This is a genomic window from Moorena sp. SIO2C4 (assembly GCF_010672485.1).
GTDB lineage: Bacteria > Cyanobacteriota > Cyanobacteriia > Cyanobacteriales > Coleofasciculaceae > Moorena > Moorena producens.
The window spans coordinates 1-16,922 of sequence record NZ_JAAHGN010000043.1; the positions used below are offsets into that span (position 1 = coordinate 1).

A 16,922-nucleotide genomic window follows, 5' to 3' on the forward strand; every position below is an offset into this window, starting at 1 on the left:
TTATCAGTTTTCAGCCTGACCGCTGACCACTGACCGCTGACCACTGACCGCTGACCGCTGAAGGCTGACCGCTGACCGCTGACCGCTGACCGCTGACCGCTGACCGCTGATAGCTGACAATTAATCGTCTTTTTTAATTACTTTAAACTCATCTAGCAATTGCACCCAAGTGATAGCATCTCTCTTGTCATAAACCCACCCGATCAGATTGATATCTCCTGTTTCCCAAGCAAATTTCCACCAAGCATCTAACTGTTCTTCAGTAACATCTAATCCTATTATTTCATTTTTAAAAGTATCACTGGTAGGCTGACTAGAGTGATGCCCCTGGATAAACTGTTGCCAGTCAGCTACGGTAAACTTAAAATCGTAATCCTGTGCTACCTTAACTACCTCTTCTGGATTTCTAGTAGCTATTAGCTGCTGTTTTAAATCTTCTTGTAGAGAAATAGCATGGAAAAATTGAGCAACATTTTCTGTAGAGATTGTAGACATTGTAGATATTAGCTATAAAAAATGCGTCACTCATGGACGCCAGTTAATCGAGTTTACATCTATTATTATAAATAATTAGTCAGCGGTCAGCGGTCAGCCGTCAGTGGTCAGTGGTCAGCGGTCAGCGGTCAGCCGTCAGTGGTCAGCCGTTGGCCTTTGGCTGAAAACTGATAGCTGATAGCTGATAGCTTAATGCTGATAGCTGATAGCTGATAGCTGATAGCTTAATGCTGATAGCTGATAGCTGATAGCTGATAGCTTAATGCTGATAGCTGATAGCTGATAGCTGATAGCTGATAGCTGATAGCTGATAGCTAATAGCTTAATATTTTATTTCCAAGACGATAAAGGTGGTGTCTCTAACAAGGCAGCACTGAGACTGTCGTGAATCTTGGCATTAGTTGCCAGAATCCGCCCAGAATTAATATCAATAGGACTGCCATCATAAGCAGTAACTTTACCACCAGCTTCTTCTAGGATAACGATACCAGCGGCTACATCCCAAGGAGAAAGCCCTCGTTCCCAATAGCCATCCAATCGTCCACTAGCAACATCACACAAATCGATGGATGCAGAACCACTACGGCGAACGCCTTGAGTCAGATGAGTCAGGTAACAGAACTCGGCATAGTTGTTATCGGAAGTCTGCCGCCGGTCATAGGCAAATCCAGTGACTAACAAGCTCTTACCCAGGTCAGAGACTTGGGAAACCTGGATTGGCTGACCATTGCAGGTTGCCCCTAAGCCCACAGCTGCGCACAATAACTCATCCCGAAAGGGATTATATACTGCTCCCACCTGAGGCTTGCCGTCAATCAACAACCCCACAGAGGTAGCAGCAATGGGGTATTGATGGGCATAATTAGTAGTACCATCCAGGGGGTCAATCGCCCATAGGTATTTACTTTCATTGTCTCCCAGTTGACCGGATTCTTCTGCCAGAATCGAATGGTCTGGCACATCGTTTTTGAGTATATCTAAGACTACTGCTTCTGCTTCTTTATCAGCTGCAGTGACTAAATCTCCAGGACGACCTTTCTCTTCTACAGTTTTGAGATTGCCCCAGTAAGTTTTCAAAACATCACCAGCAGCAGTGGCAGCTTTAGCGGCAATATCAAGGAAAGTTTGTAGTTGTTCGGAGGTATGTTCTGTCATTGAGCAGATAACCTGTAGTTTATGAATTAATTCGGTAAGCAGTCAGCAGTCAGCGGTCAGCGCTCAGCTTATTTTATTCAAAAGTAACTCAACTAGCTTGGCCATCAGCCGTAAGCAGTCAGCGGTCAGCTGTCAGCTTATTTTATTCAAAAGTAACTCAACTAGCTTGGCCATCAGCCGTAAGCAGTCAGCGGTCAGCTGTCAGCTTATTTTATTCAAAAGTACCTTAACTAGCATGGCCATCAGCAGTCAGCGGTCAGCGGTCAGCTTATTTTATTCAAAAGTACTGATTGCAAGTAGCCCATAGGCTGATAACTGATAGCTGATAACTGATAGCTGATAGCTAATTGCTGATAGCTGATAGCTGATAGCTGATAACTGATGGCTGATAGCTGATGACTAATAACTAATAACCACTAAGGATTTTGACGGCGAAATTCTGCTGGTGTCAAGCGCAAAGGCTGATCTGGGTTCCAAATCCCATAGCCCATAATTCTGGCATATTCTTGAGCATGGGCTATTTTATCATCATATTTGTTATTAGGAACTAGGGGTGAAGCTAAGGCACAGCCCTGAGCTACCAACTGCTCATTGACCAACACACCATCTAGCCATACATAGGCTAACCAGCGGCTATAGCGGTCTTTTTCCTCGACATCCAGCTCCAAAATAACCGATTGTTGATCACTAGTTTCACTGAGGATCTTCTTTAAGCAGGTTTTTGCCTGATCTCCCCAAGGCTTTTGTTTCCAGCTTGGTGCCTGAATACCAATCATCCGGATTCTTGCCATTAATGGTGGATCTTGATTGGTGATCAACACATCCACCGTGTGTCCACTGATCACCTTTTGCACTTGAGCTTCAATCTGGTTGGGGACATTTGTCAATTGGCATCCCCCGAGCAAGAGCAGAAAGCAACTAAGGAGGCTCCCCGCTCTACTGTACCTCTGCTTGGCTAGTTTCCTAATCCTCATCCAGTGGCAGCCCAAACCGAACCTTACCTTTAGCAAAATATCGACCGAACTGAAGTTCATACACTTCATCTTCATCCTGAGTCTCTACCTCTAGGTCTGACCGGGGATAACTCACACACAATAGAGCATAGCCTTGTTCCCGCAATTGTGGAGATAGTCCCATGGCTTCCGGTTGGTAGACTTTTCCAGCCAACACTCGCACTGCGCAAGTGGTACAAGCTCCATTGCGGCAGGCAAAGGGTAGCTCCACACCCTGGTTTTCTGCGGAATGCAAGATATAGCGGTCAGTTGGCACGTTTACCTTGTGCTTAGCACCAGTTTGGCGATTATGAATCTGAATGGTGTACGATTGAGTCATTGACTTCCTATATAATTTTCTGTATAATCAGAAATCGGGCGATGAGTTGAAAAAGATTCAAAGCTCTAACTGAATACTTTACCTGGAGAGGTGGCCGAGTGGTTGAAGGCGCAGCACTGGAAATGCTGTTTAGGGGCAACTTTAACGAGGGTTCGAATCCCTCCCTCTCCGTAGCAATTCAATCAATACTATCAGTATGCTGGCGTGAGCATTCAGCAGTCAGCGGTCAGCGGTCAGCGGTCAGCATTCAGCGGTCAGCGGTCAGCGGTCAGCATTCAGCGGTCAGCGGTCAGCGGTCAGCATTCAGCGGTCAGCGGTCAGCGGTCAGCATTCAGCGGTCAGCGGTCAGCGGTCAGCATTCAGCGGTCAGCGGTCAGCGGTCAGCATTCAGCGGTCAGCGGTCAGCGGTCAGCATTCAGCGGTCAGCGGTCAGCGGTCAGCATTCAGCGGTCAGCGGTCAGCGGTCAGCATTCAGCGGTCAGCGGTCAGCGGTCAGCAGACCTAACAGAGATTAAACCAATACTTACCTGGTAAGCCTATGCCCTACGCGCATAAGCTGATAGCTGATAGCTGATAGCTGATAACTGATAGCTGATAGCTGAATGCTGAATGCTTACCGAAATACAAACCTAAAAGTCATTTAAGACCGCTATTGCCTATAAAATTATTGAAGATCCCAATTATAGAGCATCTAGCTGTAAGCCTGAAATGAAGCAGTTGATTCAAGGTCTGCATCAATTCCAGACCAATTACTTCGAGACCCACCGAGACCTATTTGAGTTACTGTCTCACGGGCAGCATCCCAGAGTACTATTCATCACCTGTTCAGATTCTCGCATTGACCCGAGTCTGATTACTCAAACTGAGCCTGGTGAAATGTTCATCATCCGCAATGCCGGGAATATCATACCGCCTTATGGAGCAAGTAATGGGGGTGAACCAGCAGCAGTAGAGTATGCTATTTATGCCTTAGGCATTAATGAAATTGTCGTATGCGGTCACTATCGCTGTGGAGCGATGAAAGGTTTACTGAAAATCGACAAGCTAGAAGAGGACATGCCAGCCGTTTACCAATGGCTCAAGCATGCCGAAGCCACTCGCCGGATTATCAAAGAACACTATCAAGACTATGAAGGTGATGAACTCCTGAATGGGGCGGTGGAGGAAAACGTCCTTAACCAACTACAAAATTTACGTACTTACCCAGTTATTCAATCTCGACTCAGAAGTGAGGAAATTCGGCTTCATGGCTGGGTCTATAAGATAGAAACGGGAGAGGTTCTGGAATATAGTCCACTGCAAAAGCAGTTTTTACCCCCTCAAACCCAGTTTTCAAGAGGAGCATGGATAACACCTCAGCAGCAAGCAAGAATTTATAAAGGTTCTCCGGAATAAACTCTAAACTAAGTAATAATAAACCAGAAAAAAAGTAGATGCAACCCTGATTAGAGGTGCTATAATCCAATTAGCGTCATTTGTACTCTTAGCCTGTGGTAAACTGTTGTCAGTAAGTCGTCAACAGTTTACAGCCAACAGTTAAATCAGCTTCTTAGTTTACAACAACCTTTTTGCAACCCTATGTGTAGATGCCCTGATAGTTGATTCCCGTTGGACTAGTTATCGTCCTACCGTCTTTCTAACGTTAGTCAACAAAAGACCCGAAACTAGCTCGTTTATAACAGCCTCTATACTGCCGGGATTTTGGTTGAGATATTACTATAGTAGAAGCTATTTCAAGATTAAAATAACCGTACAATTGCGGAATTAGTTGAATAGCCTAATTGGAGACATTGGGCAATTTTACGGTTATTTTGGTAATGGGTAATGGGTTAAGGGGAGTAGGGAATCGGGAGTAGGGAGTAGGGAGTAGGGAATCGGGAATCGGGAATCGGGAATCGGGAGTCGGGAATCGGGAGTCGGGAATCGGGAGTTGGAAATCGGGAGTTGGGAGTCGGGAGTCGGGAATTGAATGTAGTTCATAAGTAAGTATTCCGCTCTCAGCTATCAGCTATCAGCTGAGTAAAACGAGCAGGGATTTTCAAGCAGCCGTACCAGCACCCCCCAGCTTGTTTACTACCTCCCGTTGATGAGCTGACGGCTGACGGCTGTTCGCGTAGCGTGCGCGTAGCGCATTAGCTGAATGCTTACAAACTATCTTTGGTTATTCCAGTATTAGTCGCGACGGGTCAATTTAAAAGCGGAGGAATAATAGCCAATGGAAGAATTAATGACTCTAAAGGAATTGCTCTACGAAGGCAAAATCCCTGAAGCCCTGGAACTGATTGAAGAATTGGAGGAGATGAGCAAATCGGATAAACTGAATAAACTATTTAGTTACGGAATTATTCTGCTGTTACATCTAATTAAAAAAGCTGCTGAGAAACGAACGACTAAATCTTGGGAAGTATCAATCCGCAATGCGGTTAAACAAATTCAACGGACTAATAAGCGCCACAAGGCTAAAGGAACTTATCTAACCGAAGAGGAATTATTATAAACTTTAGAAGATGCCTATGAATCCGCTCTAGATCGAGCCTCATTAGAAGCATTTCAAGGAACTTATGAAGCTGAAGAAATTGCTAAAATGGTGGAGCGCGAGGAAATTATAAAAACAGCAATGGATTTGATTTTGTAGGGCTATCAGCTTAAGCGCTACGCGCACGCTACGCGAACAGCCGTCAGCAATCAGTTATTAGCTATAGCGCTAGGCAATAGGCAAGAGGCAATAGGCAAGAGGAACCCACCCCTAACCCCTCCCAGGAGGGGAAGGCAAGAGGCAAGAGGCAATAGGCAATAGCTTACTAGAACAGCTTTTGCTACTTGTATCAATGTCCTAACTTTAATGCGTAGTGCTATATCAGTTATTAGCAATCCATGTAGGAATTGTTATAATTATTGATGCCCTATTCCCTATTCCCTATTCCCGACTCCCGACTCCCGACTCCCGACTCCCGACTCCCGACTCCCGACTCCCGACTCCCGACTCCCTTTGCTACAAATATTAGCATTGATCACATGGTCAAACTTAACTGAGAGCCAAGGGATGTCTTAGATACTTCAATCCTGGTCTGAAAGGCTTCTTTAAACTGAGGCATATGAGTCACGGTTAGAATACAAGCAAAATCGGATGCGATCGCATTAATTGCTGCAATCAATCGCTCACACCCCTCGGCATCTTGGGTGCCAAACCCCTCATCCACAATCAACATTTGCAACGATGTTCCTGAGCGTTGGGCCAACAGTTGTGCTAATGCCAGACGAATGGCAAAATTAATCCGAAATGCTTCACCACCGGAATAGGTTTCATAAGGTCGAGTACCAGTGGCATCAGCAATTAAAATATCTAAGGTATCAATCAGCTTAGTTTTTTTCTTAGAAGACCGACTCCCGGCCTTTTGGGTCACAATTTGGATGTGTAACTGATTCCCAGTCAGTCTAGCCAAAATTTGATTGCTTTGGGCTTCTAGTTGAGGCAAAATATTCTCTATCATTAGAGCCTGGATGCCATTTTTGCCAAATGCGATCGCTAATTCCTGATACACCCGATATTGCCGCTGGAGTTGTTGGAGCTTTTCGAGTTGCTGTTGATACTGACTTTGCAGGGATTCCAGTTGCTGCAACCGTTGTTGGAGACGCCCCTGCTGGGATAGTTGTTTATCCATTTGCTGTCGGCGCTGCTTCATCCCCTGTTCTAAAGCTTGGAGGTCTCTAGTGACATCAGGACTTTGTTCCATTTGCTTGACAATGTCCTCAATTTGTGTATTAACCTCCTTGAGATTAGAGCGTCTGCTCTGGAGGGTTTGAGTTAGGCTTGCCAAGCGTTGACCGACTTGGGGCTGTTGCTCTTGGGCAGTTTGTAATTCCTGATAAGGCAGTTGCCAAGATTGGGCTTGACGCAACGAGGCTCTAACCTGATTATGAGCATCCAAGTTATAGCCAATCTCAGCTATGTATCGATCCAGCTGATCCAATTGCTGCTTCAACGGGGAATTGGTTTGTAACTGATGCACTGAGGCTTGAAGAGTATCCAGCTTTCGAAGCAGCTGTGGTTTCTGGGCATCAATTTTTTTCTGACGCCGCCTTGCTTCTTCTAGCTTAGCCGAGTGGATTTCAGCCCAGCGCCAGCGGTCTACTTCCCCCCGTGCTAGAGCATGGGTTTGTTCATCGTAGTTGAGCTGTTGGATTCGGAGGTCGAGTTGCCTGAGTTCTTCGTGTAATTCTACCCCATAACCAGGAATACTAAGGGATTGTTGCAGTTCTTTCTTTTCCTCTGATACTTCATAGAGTCGGTCGTAAACTTCGTCAGTGGCTTCTAGTTGTGCTGCTAGTTGTCCCCGTTGTTCTAGCAACTCTTCATAAGGAGAGAGTTGTTTGGAAATTTGGGAGTATTCATGGCGCAACACCTGAAGTTCTCGTTCACAAACTGTTAGCTGCTCTCGTACTACCCAGAATTGATCTTGAACATCCTTGTGCTCAGCAGTAGTTTTCTGAATCACCCGGTCAGAATGGGCTGCATCTAGAGGCTGCTCGCATAAGGGACAAACCGCGTTCTGAACTTGCAGCAATTGGATTTTTTGGGTCAGTTCCCCCAGTAATTTTTCATAGCGACGTTGGTTTTCGTGGAGGCGTTCTCGAAAGCCTCGACGTTCTAGTCCTTTGTCCTGTAACCGAGACAGGTAGACCCGCTTTTTCTCTAATTCCCCAAGTTCAGCCTCTAACTGCAGTGCGGCCTGTCTCAGCTGAGGTGTTGTTGCTACTTGCTGGGATAACTGTTTTTCAGAAGAAACCAGTTCTTCTAATTTGGCACTGAGTCTGGCTTGAACCCGGTCAAGTTCGCTTTGGATAGACCCACGACGTTGCAACAAGGGAGAGACTTCTAGTTGTAAATTATCTAGCTGCTTGAGCCGTTCACGAACTTGCTTAAGTTGTGCGAGGGCTGTAGCCACTTGCCCTGAACGGGAGAGGGTATCTTGAATCTCTTGCTCTTGAGTACCCAAGGCTTCTAGTTGAGCTTGGATATCACGGATTTGCAGATTAAGTTGATTAATTTGTTGATCGAGCTGCTGTTGGAGTTGTTGTCGTTGCTGTTGCGCTTTCTGATAAGTCTGTAATTTGGCGGCAAGACTTTCTTCAAGTTCTTGTAGCTGGAGGTATTCGGCATAACCAGCAGTAATTTGTTGGTCTTGAGAGAGTAGTTCAGAAAGTTGTTGTTGTTGAGCAACAGCAGTAGCAATGTCTTGTTGTATGCGATCGCAATCTTGAGTGAGATTGAGATATTGTGTCCTAACAAAGTTCAGCTGTTGTTCCCAGCTATTCCGCTGATGTCCGATCGCTTGTAGTTTTTTGAGTTGTTGGGCGTCTTGGTCTTGGTCTTGTTGCAGCTGGTGTAAGGCAGTTTCCAGGGTAGCTGTTTCCTGTGCGATCGCATCCCGTTCTCCCAGTTGTTCCTTAATACCCTGCAAACTTTGCTCTAGCTGTTCTACTTGACCTTTCAACTGCTTTGACAAATCCTTGGCCTGGTCTGCCAATTTTTCGTATTGGTCTAGTTTGAGCAAATCTGCCAGAATTTGTTTCCGTTCACTGGGACGCCTGACCATAAACTCATCAGCTCGACCTTGACGCAGGTAAGAGGAGTTGATAAAGGTATCGTAATCTAGCTTCAGATTCGCTATTATTAATAATTGAGTTGCTCGTACTCCTTTCTGGGTTAAAGACTTAAAACCATTTGGTGTTTCCACTTGAAACTCTAGGGAAGTCCCCTGTTTCCGATGGCGAGTCCGAATAATTCGATGGGTTTGTTGATTATTTTGAAAAATAAAGTCAACTCGGACTTCCTTCGCCCCAGTATGGATGATATCGTTTTCCGAAGCAACACGGCTTTGTCCCCAAATCGCCCAGGTAATGGCTTCTAGCAGGGACGATTTCCCGGCTCCATTCTGACCACAAATACAGGCAGTGTGAAGACCCCGAAAGTCTAGAGTTGCGTCGCGGTAGCTGAGGAAGTTTTTTAGAGTTAGTTGGATCGGAATCATCTAGGTTCCACAAGCCTCACACCGTTAATACTTTCACGCATCAGTATAAACACACACTTTGCATAGTGTAACGACGTATATATCAGTTTTATAGGTCTTGAACACTCATTTTTACAAAAGTTAATAAATACTCAGTAAGCAAAAATTCTTAGCTAGACCGTCATTTGTCAGCGGTCAGCGGTAAGCAGTCAGTGGTCAGTGGTCAGCGGTCAGCGGTCAGTGGTCAGTGGTCAGTGGTCAGTGGTCAGTGGTCAGTGGTCAGTGGTAAGCCGTCAGCCGTTGGCCAATGGCTGAGAGCTGAGAGCTGAGAGCTGAGAGCTGAGAGCTGAGAGCTGAGAGCTGATTTGGGGGTAACCATGTTCCATGGGGAACTCGATCAGGCGTACTATTAATCTAAGTAGGATTAATCTAATCGGATACCGAAACTAGGGTAAACATTATGTCAAAAGCTACGGTGCAATATACAACCAAGGATTTAAAGGAACTCGGCTTCATCGTTGAAGTCCCAGGCAGAACCGACAATGCTAAAAACAGAGCCAAAGCTATCCAAGAGATTCAACGGCGCATGGAAGACTCAGAAGACACTACGGTCAATGAGGATAGCTTTGCCGATGGCTTAAGTGCTGACGATTTGATTTTAGTTGAGCCACTAGCTACCGGTAGTACAGATGGTGAGGAAGCAGAGATTATTCAGTCAGTAAAAGCGATCGCATCTTTAGCAAGTTTAAGGGTCAACTTGGAACAAGCTTACCAACAAGCGGTGGAATTACGGCCAGTGATCGAAGCCTTATTTTCCCCAGACCCCCTGACACCGGAACATATGAAACTGGCAACGGATAGAAATTTTGCCAAAACCTTAACAAAATTTGCTGAAGCCAAAGCAGCTCACGATCAGTATTTGCCCATTGCCAAAGAGGCTTGGGAAATATTAGAACCCGCTTTGCCACCATCTCAGCATCAAGCTAATCCTCTAGGCTCGGAAGTAGTAGAGCATACTCAGAGTAATGGCAAAAATGGTGTGGCTGTGAATGAGTCATGAAACCTATGCCTAAAGGCAGGGGCTTCTAAAATTGTTTTCTAAAATTGTTTAGGTGGGGAGGGTTGAATCAGTCCCAATGCCGGATGTCATGGTATTTTTTTACTTTCCCCTCTTCCCTGTCTTCCCCTATTTTCCACGTCCAGGATTTTTCCCAAACCTGGCCTCTTGGACGCTACTACCAATTCCCTGAATTACACCACGAACTACTAGACCAATACTTCTACCAAAGACTTGGGTCAACAGATACACCACGCCATTACCAATCCAAGTAACAGCCGCTTGCAGACGGGGAGAAAGAGCATCCCGTAGCTCATAGGCTAAAGTCACAGCTAGCTGAAAACCTCGCAACTTTTCTAATTCTCGACGTCGGGGAGCATAGATACTAGTTTGTTTAATGCCAGTGTCAGTTAGGATAAATAAATCATATCGACTCTCGAAAATTGCTTGTGGCTCACCAAATAGTTGATCTTGGCGATATCGCCAGGATAGATTATTGCGAAATCGGGCTATTTCCCGGGATGACATTAGATTTTTATGATAAAAATTTACCTTAATAACTTCTACATCTGCCAATTGATTTAATAACGGTTGAATCACCCCATTAGCAATTTGGATAATTAAATTGTCCAGGAGAAATTCTGACCGTTGAATTGCTTCGGGGGTCTGGGCAGGATAGGAGACATTATCAATTACTAATGATTTCTCAAATAGCCGATGAGCTAATAAGTCAATAACTAGAGGAATTTTATCAATAATTTCCTTTTTTACGATGGGATAGTTACCCAGCAAAATAGTGACAACTTCTAGTTGTGTATTGTCCGTGTACAAGGTATAATACTTGCCGAAGAAATCTGTGATTGATGCTTCCCACAGATCTTTCAGAATCAGCTGTTGCTTCTGAGGTAAATGTTCCAGTTTTACTTCAGACAAGCGCAAATCTTCAACAAGTGCTTCAAAGGTTTGGAAGACTAAACCAAGTAACTCTGCTCTTTTCTCTACTTGGAGAATGTCAATTTCTAGGGGAACACCAGAGAGGTTGGATAAACCGGATTGAAGTTTTACCATTGTCCGCTCAAATGTTCGCTCAAATGTTCGATCAACTAGTGGTGCCTTAGGGCTAAGCTGGGATTGAGCCCTTGGCGCAACAGTCAGTGAGCTTTCCGGTTTAGGCATTGGAACTAAGGAACTCTCCCGTGACGGTTCCACCAGAATGATGCTAGCAGGTAATAGCTGATCCGCCAGCCAACGGGCTACCAATAGTTCTCGACGGCGTCCAGTCCAAAACAGCCAATCCCAATTGGAAAGACGAGGATTTTGCAGCTGACTATTGACCTGGGCTAAAGCTGCTTCAAATTGTTGGAATCCTGAGTTACGCCACTGTTGATACCAGGGAGCAAAACCTGCACCTTTATAGGATATAGTAGGTAAGTTAGACAGTGTCTGCCAATAGGATTGACCCTCAATAATTTGACCAATGGCTTCAAGAATGGTAGCGATCGCTACTCCTTTGGGGCAGTACCCATTTACACCCAATGCTTGAGCTGCTGCTAGCACGGTGGGTTTAGATTCCCTGGTCAGTAGTAAGATTGGCAAGTTAGGGTACTCCTGCTGTAATCGCTGACACAGTGGCAATCCTGATAAGGCTATCCCTTCACTTGAATTAGGGGGACCCAAAGCTAGTTCCAAAATTGCCACATCCACGGAGTTGGTCGCCTCTAGTGCCGCTAATCTTGATAGGGCTTCTGTGCCAGTATCAGCCTCAGCTACAACTAGCAGCTCCTCGAAGGCTTGCAAGGCAGTCGTGAGACCCAATCGGAATACTGGGTCATCATCAATCAGAAGGATATGAGTTATGCGATCGCTCATATGGAGATAGCCTATAGGAAATCGCTCATGGCTAAAGCCTGTAAACCAATGAACTCTATGAACAATTAGCCATTTACGCTAGCATAACATTACCTTTTCTGGCTTGGTGGCTGACGAACCGACCCGCCGGAGCAGGAATCCAGGTTAATTGTTAATTGTTAATTGTTAATTGTTAATTGTTAATCGTTAATTTAAAATTATTAATTCTCAATTAACGATTAACGAAATTTGATAATAACTGTTCAGATTAAATCAGTTCACCGCCCAATTCTTGGTCTTTGCTTAGGCTTGTGGTTGTAGCTGTTCGTGTGATTGAGCTAGCTGTTGCTGTAGCTGTTCCTGTGATTGGGCTAGCTGTTGCTGTAGCTGCTCCTGTAGTTGTTCCTGTGATTGGGCTTCTAGCTGTTCGTGTGATTGAGCTAGCTGCTCCTGTAGTTGTTCCTGTGATTGGGCTTGTACTTGTTCCTGTCGCTGTTCCTGTGCTTGTACTTGTAGTTGTTCCTGTGCTTGTACTTGTAGTTGTGCTTTATCTGGTTTCGGTGCCTTGGGTTTTTTCTCAAATACTTGAATGCCTGGTTGCTCTACCCGAAACCCTTTGTTAATTTTGGCTCCCAGTTTGCCAGTAATAACAGCCACCCACATGGAATACATCTGATTAGCAGTGGTGATTTTTTTCCAAACTTTAGGTTTGACCTTAATCGTAAAAATCGTGCCATCACAATCAACACTAAATTCCTGCCAGCCGTTTTTAACAGTTTTTGCTGTCGGTAACTCGTTAATTTTGATAGTAATTTCCATTTTGCCATAAACTATTCCATTTTTTGGTTTTTTTATTTGAATGATTTCATCCGCTTTGTGAATACTCATTATTTCAAGCATCGGCAACTCCTTTGGTAATAAAAGTGATTTGTTTTAGGAATATGGTTAAGAAAATATAGCGCTTTTTAAGCTAGTAAGGTACAAGTTTTTGAGTAAGCATATGCGCTACGCGCACGCTGCTTGAGGTGCCGTCAGTAGTCAGTGGTCAGTGGTCCCTGAAAGCTGAAAGCTGAATGCTGAAAGCTGAATGCTGACATTTCCCCTAACCGAAACCCCTTGGGTCAAGGTGTTAGACTGGTCAGGGGTAACTCAGCACAAGTCAGTTTAGTGGCCATAAGGAAACAGTGGTTGATCTTTTGTCTAGAGACCACCAATCCAGAGACCTTTTCGAGCCATCGAAGGTCAACTGACTTACTTATTTACTCTGTGATTTTGCATTTTCTCATATTTTTATGATTTCAAAAGCGACTGCATCAAGAATGTTAGGTAAGTTTGAAAAACTCAAAAAAACCTAATGGTTCTGGATTTGATCGATATGCGATCGCATAAGCGCGGAAGCTGAGGCCGTAGGCCACGCTACGCGAACGCTTCATCGCGCTCCTGACATCATGTCCGGATAATTACCCTTAATAAAAATCTCGCCACACGCCCCACACTTGCCACACGCCCCACACTTGCCACACGCCCCACACTTGCCACACTTGCCATCCCTACACCTTGGTAATTATTGGCCGAATTCCACCAAAGCGGCGCGTCAAATAGGATTGCGCCGCCATCCAAGACATGAATCAGATCGAGGTTAGGGCTTCGAGTTAGCCTACTGCTAAGCATTGCTGCAGATCAGCAATGCTATTAACGTTTTCTAAACTTAACTCCGGACACATCCGTTTAATTAAGCCAGTCAGCACCTTACCTGGTCCGACTTCCACTACTTTCTCAATTCCTTCCACTGGTAGCCTCAGAGAAATTTCTCGCCATCGTACTGAACCAGTAATTTGAGACTGGAGTTGATGTTTTAAGGTAGCTGCCTCGACCGTGGGTACAGGGTCCACATTCGATAATACTGGTACCTGGGCGTCAGTAAAGGGGACAGACAGCAAGAGTTCCTGGAACTGAGCCGCTGCTTCAGCCATTAAGGGAGAATGAAAGGCACCGGACACTTTTAGAGGAACAGCCCGTTTGACTTTAATCTGACTCAGCAAATCCTGAACTGCTGTTGGTTTACCTGAAATTACCACTTGAGCAGGACTGTTATCATTAGCAATAACAACATCCTGTATCTGCTCGATTTTTTCTTCAAGTTCTGGGCGTTTGAAGCCAATCAGAGCAACCATCATGCCTTCAGTTGCACTATCCATCAATTTAGCCCGATGTTGGACTAGGCGTAGCCCTGCCTCAAAGTTAAATACCCTGGCAGTGTAGAGGGCAACATATTCTCCCAAGCTGTGACCCGCTAGTAGATGGGGTCGTTCCCCTTGTTCCATGAGCAGATCAGCCAGGATACTCTCAACTACGTATAAGGCAGGTTGAGTGTAGAGGGTTTGAGATAACTGATCGGACTCCCCTTGACAAATATCTAGGACAGACCAGCCTAAAATTTCCTCAGCTTGCTTAAACTTAACCTTTGCAGAGGGCAGGTCTAATAAGTCTACTCCCATACCTGGTACCTGAGAACCTTGTCCGGGAAACACCCATGCAGTCTTTATCATTTATTAATTATTTATTGGTCGTCAAGAATCAATTATCTGCTATTGCTGTACAATTTGGTGGTCTTATGGATTTGAATTATCTCAGGTGCCCTGAGTGCTGAGTGCTGAGTGCTGAGTGCTGAGTGCTGAGTGTTGATCCGGTTTACCCTGATTTATCTGGTGCTTATTGCTACCGATGGAGAGCAATACTTTGGTAAACGGTGGCAACATCTGGGTGATTGGAACCATGGGCAATAAATTCTTGGAGGATAATATCGGTAGAATAAGGCGGCTGGTAAACTGAGCACAACACTTACCCTAAATCAGGATACTACAGTAGCTCGGTATAAACCGGAAAGCAACTACGAGTAGTACACCACCGACGTAAGCATTCAGCTGAGAGCTCTCAGCTAATGCGCTACTTGAGGTGCTTTTGAATAAAACAGGTACGCATTGGAATAATGCTGACCACTGAGCGCTGACCGCTGACCGTTGACCGCTGACCGCTGACCGCACCTCAAGTAGCACCATCTGTAGCGCATATGCTTACCCACCGACTAGCAAAGACATGGGATAAAACAGGGTAAGCTAAGTTTAATCATTGGCTGATCAACGATAGCTCTATAATTTAGAGCGACTCATTATCAATTAATCTGTCATAATTCATAATTTTTAAAACTCCAGTTTTAAATCTGCCATTAAGTTCAAAATAGTTGATGGATCCCCTTGACGGTAGTATCCCCAATTAAATTCAGCAATTTGTTCTAGTACTTTAGGATTAAACTCTCCTTCGTTACCGTAACCAATAGTGAAAAAGGCAATTCGATTATCGCTGGAAAAGCCACTTTTTTCCAGTTCTTGAGATAGTTGCTCAAGACGAAGCTTAGAATCAGAATCGTCGCCATCGGTCAAAATCACCACAGCATTAATGGCACGCTCTTGGTAATTCTTTTGTAACCAGTTACGGGCTTCGAGGGCAGCATCATATAACCGATTACCCCCGTCAGGGTTGAGATTAAGAATAAACGCCATAGCGCGATCGCGTTTTTGAGGGGTGCTATCTACCAATACTGGTGGACGAATCTCGGAATCAAAATCAATCAGGGCAATTTGTTCTGTTGGTCCTAAACTCTCGATGTATGCGCGCAAAGTCTTTTGAACCGCTGCTAATTTATTCCCCGACATAGAACCGGAAGAGTTTACCAACACCACCACTTGTGAGGGTTTTTTGGCAAATTCCTGCCAGGACTTGACCATTGCTGCCACTACCTCTGGTTGAGGGGAACTCAGGGAATCGTATCTGGCCTTGGAGTCAACACCAAATTGAGCAGAAAACTTGGCACCTAATGGCACTTCTGGTACACCTGGCCTTAAACCAAGTTCTGTGGCAATTTTTTGGACTTGGGGCGATCGCAAATAATCAATCACCTGTTGCCCAGCAGCCTTTTCCTGCCTACTCACCCAAGGGGCTTTGGGTAAAATTGCTCGCATATTGGAGGTAAAGGTTGCCTGAGGATACACGGCCTGATAGCGGCTTTGCCCAGCTTGCTGATCGGAATTTGCAGCAATCACCGAGGACTCGTACACTGAACCAATCGATGCCCAAAAGGAACCATTCTTTACCATGTCCTTTGCCAAGGAACTGGTAGAGACACCATAGCGAATCACTTTACTTTGTATGGCTTGGATCTGTGTCTGATAACCCTGCACATCTGCTACTGTCAATTGTTCTGGTGGTTTACCAGATACACTGGCAAATTGAGCCACTAAGGTTTGTAAACCAGAATTGGAGCCAGTAGGAGCAGTGTGGACAAGGTGAATGGGCAATCGAGGGCTATTGGGATCAAGTTCCTGGTGGGTTTTGGTATTCACCAAGGCTTTGTACAAATCCGGTTGCTGGCGTAATCCATCGGCTAATTCTGCCGATGTCATAAATACCATGGGGCTCTGGGCTAACAATGGTGCATCGGTAATCTCTCCGATGTAATCTCGCCCTGGGAAAATCTGATTGATCTGATCGATTAACTGACGATGATGGATTTCCCCATCCACCGAAACTAAGCTAGGAAATTCTGGCGCATTACGCTTAAGGCTACGGGATTTGAGTTGTTGCGCCAGGGATGTCAGACTAGTTACCACATCGCTACTACTTTTAGTGTCGCAGCTGAGAGAGAACCCCTTACCATTGGCTAATTTCGGCTGTTGTTGGTTAAATTGCTCCGCTGCTTGCTCGCAGAATTGCCCTAAAGCGCTACCGACTAAGAATTTGACCTCAAAGCTTTGCTGGGTTATAAGGTTGGGTTTTCCCATGCAAGCTCCTAGAAAAAGCATACCCAACGCGGTGCTCAGGTGAGTTAGGCGCTGATAACTAGACCTCTCCAAAAACTTGAAACTTTCTCAGGCACTGCTTTTCAGCGATCAAATTGACCAAGTCAATTTTACGTTGAATTAACGCTATAATAAGCTTAAGAAGCTATTGATGTTAATTTAGCACTA

18 protein-coding genes, 1 tRNA gene and 1 pseudogene are annotated in these 16,922 nt (G+C 45.0%); 8 read left to right on the forward strand and 12 right to left on the reverse strand.

Annotated features, from left to right (window positions below):
- Positions 1-120: 120 nt before the first annotated feature.
- Both F6K20_RS04540 and F6K20_RS04545 read right to left on the reverse strand, forming a co-directional pair.
- Positions 121-495, reverse strand: a complete 375-nt coding sequence (locus F6K20_RS04540; RefSeq protein ID WP_008178068.1) for a Nif11-like leader peptide family natural product precursor — start codon at positions 493-495, stop codon at positions 121-123.
- A gap of 330 nt (positions 496-825) precedes the next feature.
- Positions 826-1,650 (reverse strand): inositol monophosphatase family protein, encoded by an 825-nt coding sequence (locus F6K20_RS04545; protein ID WP_008178066.1) that lies wholly within the window; start codon positions 1,648-1,650, stop codon positions 826-828.
- 97 nt (positions 1,651-1,747) lie between these two features.
- On the opposite strand from F6K20_RS04545, the gene F6K20_RS04550 reads away from it, so the two are divergent.
- Positions 1,748-1,957: a hypothetical protein gene (locus F6K20_RS04550; RefSeq protein ID WP_008178064.1), complete on the forward strand. Its 210-nt coding sequence runs from the start codon at positions 1,748-1,750 to the stop codon at positions 1,955-1,957.
- Positions 1,958-2,066: 109 nt separating this feature from the next.
- Here F6K20_RS04550 and F6K20_RS04555 read toward each other — a convergent pair whose 3' ends face one another.
- On the reverse strand, positions 2,067-2,537 hold the full coding sequence (locus tag F6K20_RS04555; protein ID WP_229414242.1) for a thermonuclease family protein: 471 nt from the start codon (positions 2,535-2,537) through the stop codon (positions 2,067-2,069).
- Positions 2,538-2,613: 76 nt separating this feature from the next.
- Positions 2,614-2,982, reverse strand: coding sequence for a 2Fe-2S iron-sulfur cluster-binding protein (locus F6K20_RS04560; RefSeq protein WP_008178059.1), 369 nt, complete (start codon positions 2,980-2,982; stop codon positions 2,614-2,616).
- 84 nt (positions 2,983-3,066) lie between these two features.
- Here F6K20_RS04560 and F6K20_RS04565 point away from each other — a divergent pair.
- From F6K20_RS04565 to F6K20_RS04575, 3 genes are all read left to right on the forward strand, one after another.
- Positions 3,067-3,153 (forward strand) — tRNA-Ser (locus F6K20_RS04565).
- Positions 3,105-3,497: a hypothetical protein gene (locus F6K20_RS40470; protein WP_502708810.1), complete on the forward strand. Its 393-nt coding sequence runs from the start codon at positions 3,105-3,107 to the stop codon at positions 3,495-3,497. The genes F6K20_RS04565 and F6K20_RS40470 overlap by 49 nt, the downstream gene beginning before the upstream one ends.
- Before the next feature lie 193 nt (positions 3,498-3,690).
- On the forward strand, positions 3,691-4,377 hold the full coding sequence (locus F6K20_RS04575; protein WP_008178055.1) for a carbonic anhydrase: 687 nt from the start codon (positions 3,691-3,693) through the stop codon (positions 4,375-4,377).
- 411 nt (positions 4,378-4,788) lie between these two features.
- On the opposite strand, the gene F6K20_RS04580 is transcribed toward F6K20_RS04575, so the two are convergent.
- Positions 4,789-4,962, reverse strand: a complete 174-nt coding sequence (locus tag F6K20_RS04580; RefSeq protein ID WP_154659642.1) for a hypothetical protein — start codon at positions 4,960-4,962, stop codon at positions 4,789-4,791.
- Between the two features lie 235 nt (positions 4,963-5,197).
- Between F6K20_RS04580 and F6K20_RS04585 the strand changes: the two are divergent.
- Together F6K20_RS04585 and F6K20_RS04590 are read left to right on the forward strand one after the other, a co-directional pair.
- A pseudogene (locus F6K20_RS04585) lies at positions 5,198-5,617 on the forward strand (DUF29 family protein).
- Between the two features lie 214 nt (positions 5,618-5,831).
- The gene (locus F6K20_RS04590; RefSeq protein WP_154659641.1) at positions 5,832-5,987 is read left to right on the forward strand and encodes a hypothetical protein; all 156 of its coding nucleotides are present in this window, start codon (positions 5,832-5,834) and stop codon (positions 5,985-5,987) included.
- Positions 5,988-5,993: 6 nt separating this feature from the next.
- Here F6K20_RS04590 and sbcC read toward each other — a convergent pair whose 3' ends face one another.
- A complete protein-coding gene (gene sbcC / locus F6K20_RS04595) occupies positions 5,994-9,014 on the reverse strand; it encodes an exonuclease subunit SbcC (protein WP_008178050.1) in 3,021 nt (1,006 codons plus the stop codon).
- A 164-nt stretch (positions 9,015-9,178) separates the two neighbouring features.
- On the opposite strand from sbcC, the gene F6K20_RS04600 reads away from it, so the two are divergent.
- Both F6K20_RS04600 and F6K20_RS04605 read left to right on the forward strand, forming a co-directional pair.
- Positions 9,179-9,322, forward strand: coding sequence for a hypothetical protein (locus tag F6K20_RS04600; RefSeq protein WP_165691872.1), 144 nt, complete (start codon positions 9,179-9,181; stop codon positions 9,320-9,322).
- 131 nt (positions 9,323-9,453) lie between these two features.
- Complete coding sequence (locus F6K20_RS04605) at positions 9,454-10,053, forward strand: hypothetical protein (protein WP_008178048.1); 600 nt, start codon at positions 9,454-9,456, stop codon at positions 10,051-10,053.
- Between the two features lie 126 nt (positions 10,054-10,179).
- Here F6K20_RS04605 and F6K20_RS04610 read toward each other — a convergent pair whose 3' ends face one another.
- The 6 genes from F6K20_RS04610 to F6K20_RS04635 all read right to left on the reverse strand — a co-directional run bounded on the left by F6K20_RS04610 (position 10,180) and on the right by F6K20_RS04635 (position 16,736).
- Positions 10,180-11,919 (reverse strand): DUF3685 domain-containing protein, encoded by a 1,740-nt coding sequence (locus tag F6K20_RS04610; protein ID WP_008178046.1) that lies wholly within the window; start codon positions 11,917-11,919, stop codon positions 10,180-10,182.
- A 282-nt stretch (positions 11,920-12,201) separates the two neighbouring features.
- Positions 12,202-12,798: a hypothetical protein gene (locus F6K20_RS04615; RefSeq protein ID WP_193374684.1), complete on the reverse strand. Its 597-nt coding sequence runs from the start codon at positions 12,796-12,798 to the stop codon at positions 12,202-12,204.
- Between the two features lie 546 nt (positions 12,799-13,344).
- Positions 13,345-13,569 carry a hypothetical protein gene (locus F6K20_RS04620; protein ID WP_287267422.1) on the reverse strand — a complete coding sequence of 75 codons (225 nt, stop codon included), beginning with the start codon at positions 13,567-13,569 and terminating at the stop codon, positions 13,345-13,347.
- A complete protein-coding gene (gene fabD / locus F6K20_RS04625) occupies positions 13,551-14,447 on the reverse strand; it encodes an ACP S-malonyltransferase (RefSeq protein WP_008178043.1) in 897 nt (298 codons plus the stop codon). The genes F6K20_RS04620 and fabD overlap by 19 nt, the downstream gene beginning before the upstream one ends.
- 297 nt (positions 14,448-14,744) lie before the next feature.
- Entirely contained in the window at positions 14,745-14,957 is a 213-nt protein-coding gene (locus tag F6K20_RS04630; RefSeq protein WP_287293907.1) for a hypothetical protein, read from the reverse strand.
- A 141-nt stretch (positions 14,958-15,098) separates the two neighbouring features.
- Positions 15,099-16,736 carry a VWA domain-containing protein gene (locus tag F6K20_RS04635; RefSeq protein ID WP_287293909.1) on the reverse strand — a complete coding sequence of 546 codons (1,638 nt, stop codon included), beginning with the start codon at positions 16,734-16,736 and terminating at the stop codon, positions 15,099-15,101.
- Positions 16,737-16,922: the final 186 nt, after the last annotated feature.

Bases quoted from the DNA above. Each gene is read 5' to 3' on its own strand.
- F6K20_RS04580 (WP_154659642.1), bottom strand. From the start codon at position 4,962: ATGAACTACATTCAATTCCCGACTCCCGACTCCCAACTCCCGATTTCC.
- F6K20_RS04615 (WP_193374684.1), bottom strand. From the start codon at position 12,798: ATGCTTGAAATAATGAGTATTCACAAAGCGGATGAAATCATTCAAATA.
- F6K20_RS04560 (WP_008178059.1), bottom strand. From the start codon at position 2,982: ATGACTCAATCGTACACCATTCAGATTCATAATCGCCAAACTGGTGCT.
- F6K20_RS04575 (WP_008178055.1), top strand. From the start codon at position 3,691: ATGAAGCAGTTGATTCAAGGTCTGCATCAATTCCAGACCAATTACTTC.
- F6K20_RS04540 (WP_008178068.1), bottom strand. From the start codon at position 495: ATGTCTACAATCTCTACAGAAAATGTTGCTCAATTTTTCCATGCTATT.
- F6K20_RS04635 (WP_287293909.1), bottom strand. From the start codon at position 16,736: ATGGGAAAACCCAACCTTATAACCCAGCAAAGCTTTGAGGTCAAATTC.
- F6K20_RS04630 (WP_287293907.1), bottom strand. From the start codon at position 14,957: ATGGTGCTACTTGAGGTGCGGTCAGCGGTCAGCGGTCAACGGTCAGCG.
- sbcC (WP_008178050.1), bottom strand. From the start codon at position 9,014: ATGATTCCGATCCAACTAACTCTAAAAAACTTCCTCAGCTACCGCGAC.
- F6K20_RS04610 (WP_008178046.1), bottom strand. From the start codon at position 11,919: ATGAGCGATCGCATAACTCATATCCTTCTGATTGATGATGACCCAGTA.
- F6K20_RS04620 (WP_287267422.1), bottom strand. From the start codon at position 13,569: ATGCTTAGCAGTAGGCTAACTCGAAGCCCTAACCTCGATCTGATTCAT.
- F6K20_RS04545 (WP_008178066.1), bottom strand. From the start codon at position 1,650: ATGACAGAACATACCTCCGAACAACTACAAACTTTCCTTGATATTGCC.
- F6K20_RS04605 (WP_008178048.1), top strand. From the start codon at position 9,454: ATGTCAAAAGCTACGGTGCAATATACAACCAAGGATTTAAAGGAACTC.
- F6K20_RS40470 (WP_502708810.1), top strand. From the start codon at position 3,105: ATGCTGTTTAGGGGCAACTTTAACGAGGGTTCGAATCCCTCCCTCTCC.
- fabD (WP_008178043.1), bottom strand. From the start codon at position 14,447: ATGATAAAGACTGCATGGGTGTTTCCCGGACAAGGTTCTCAGGTACCA.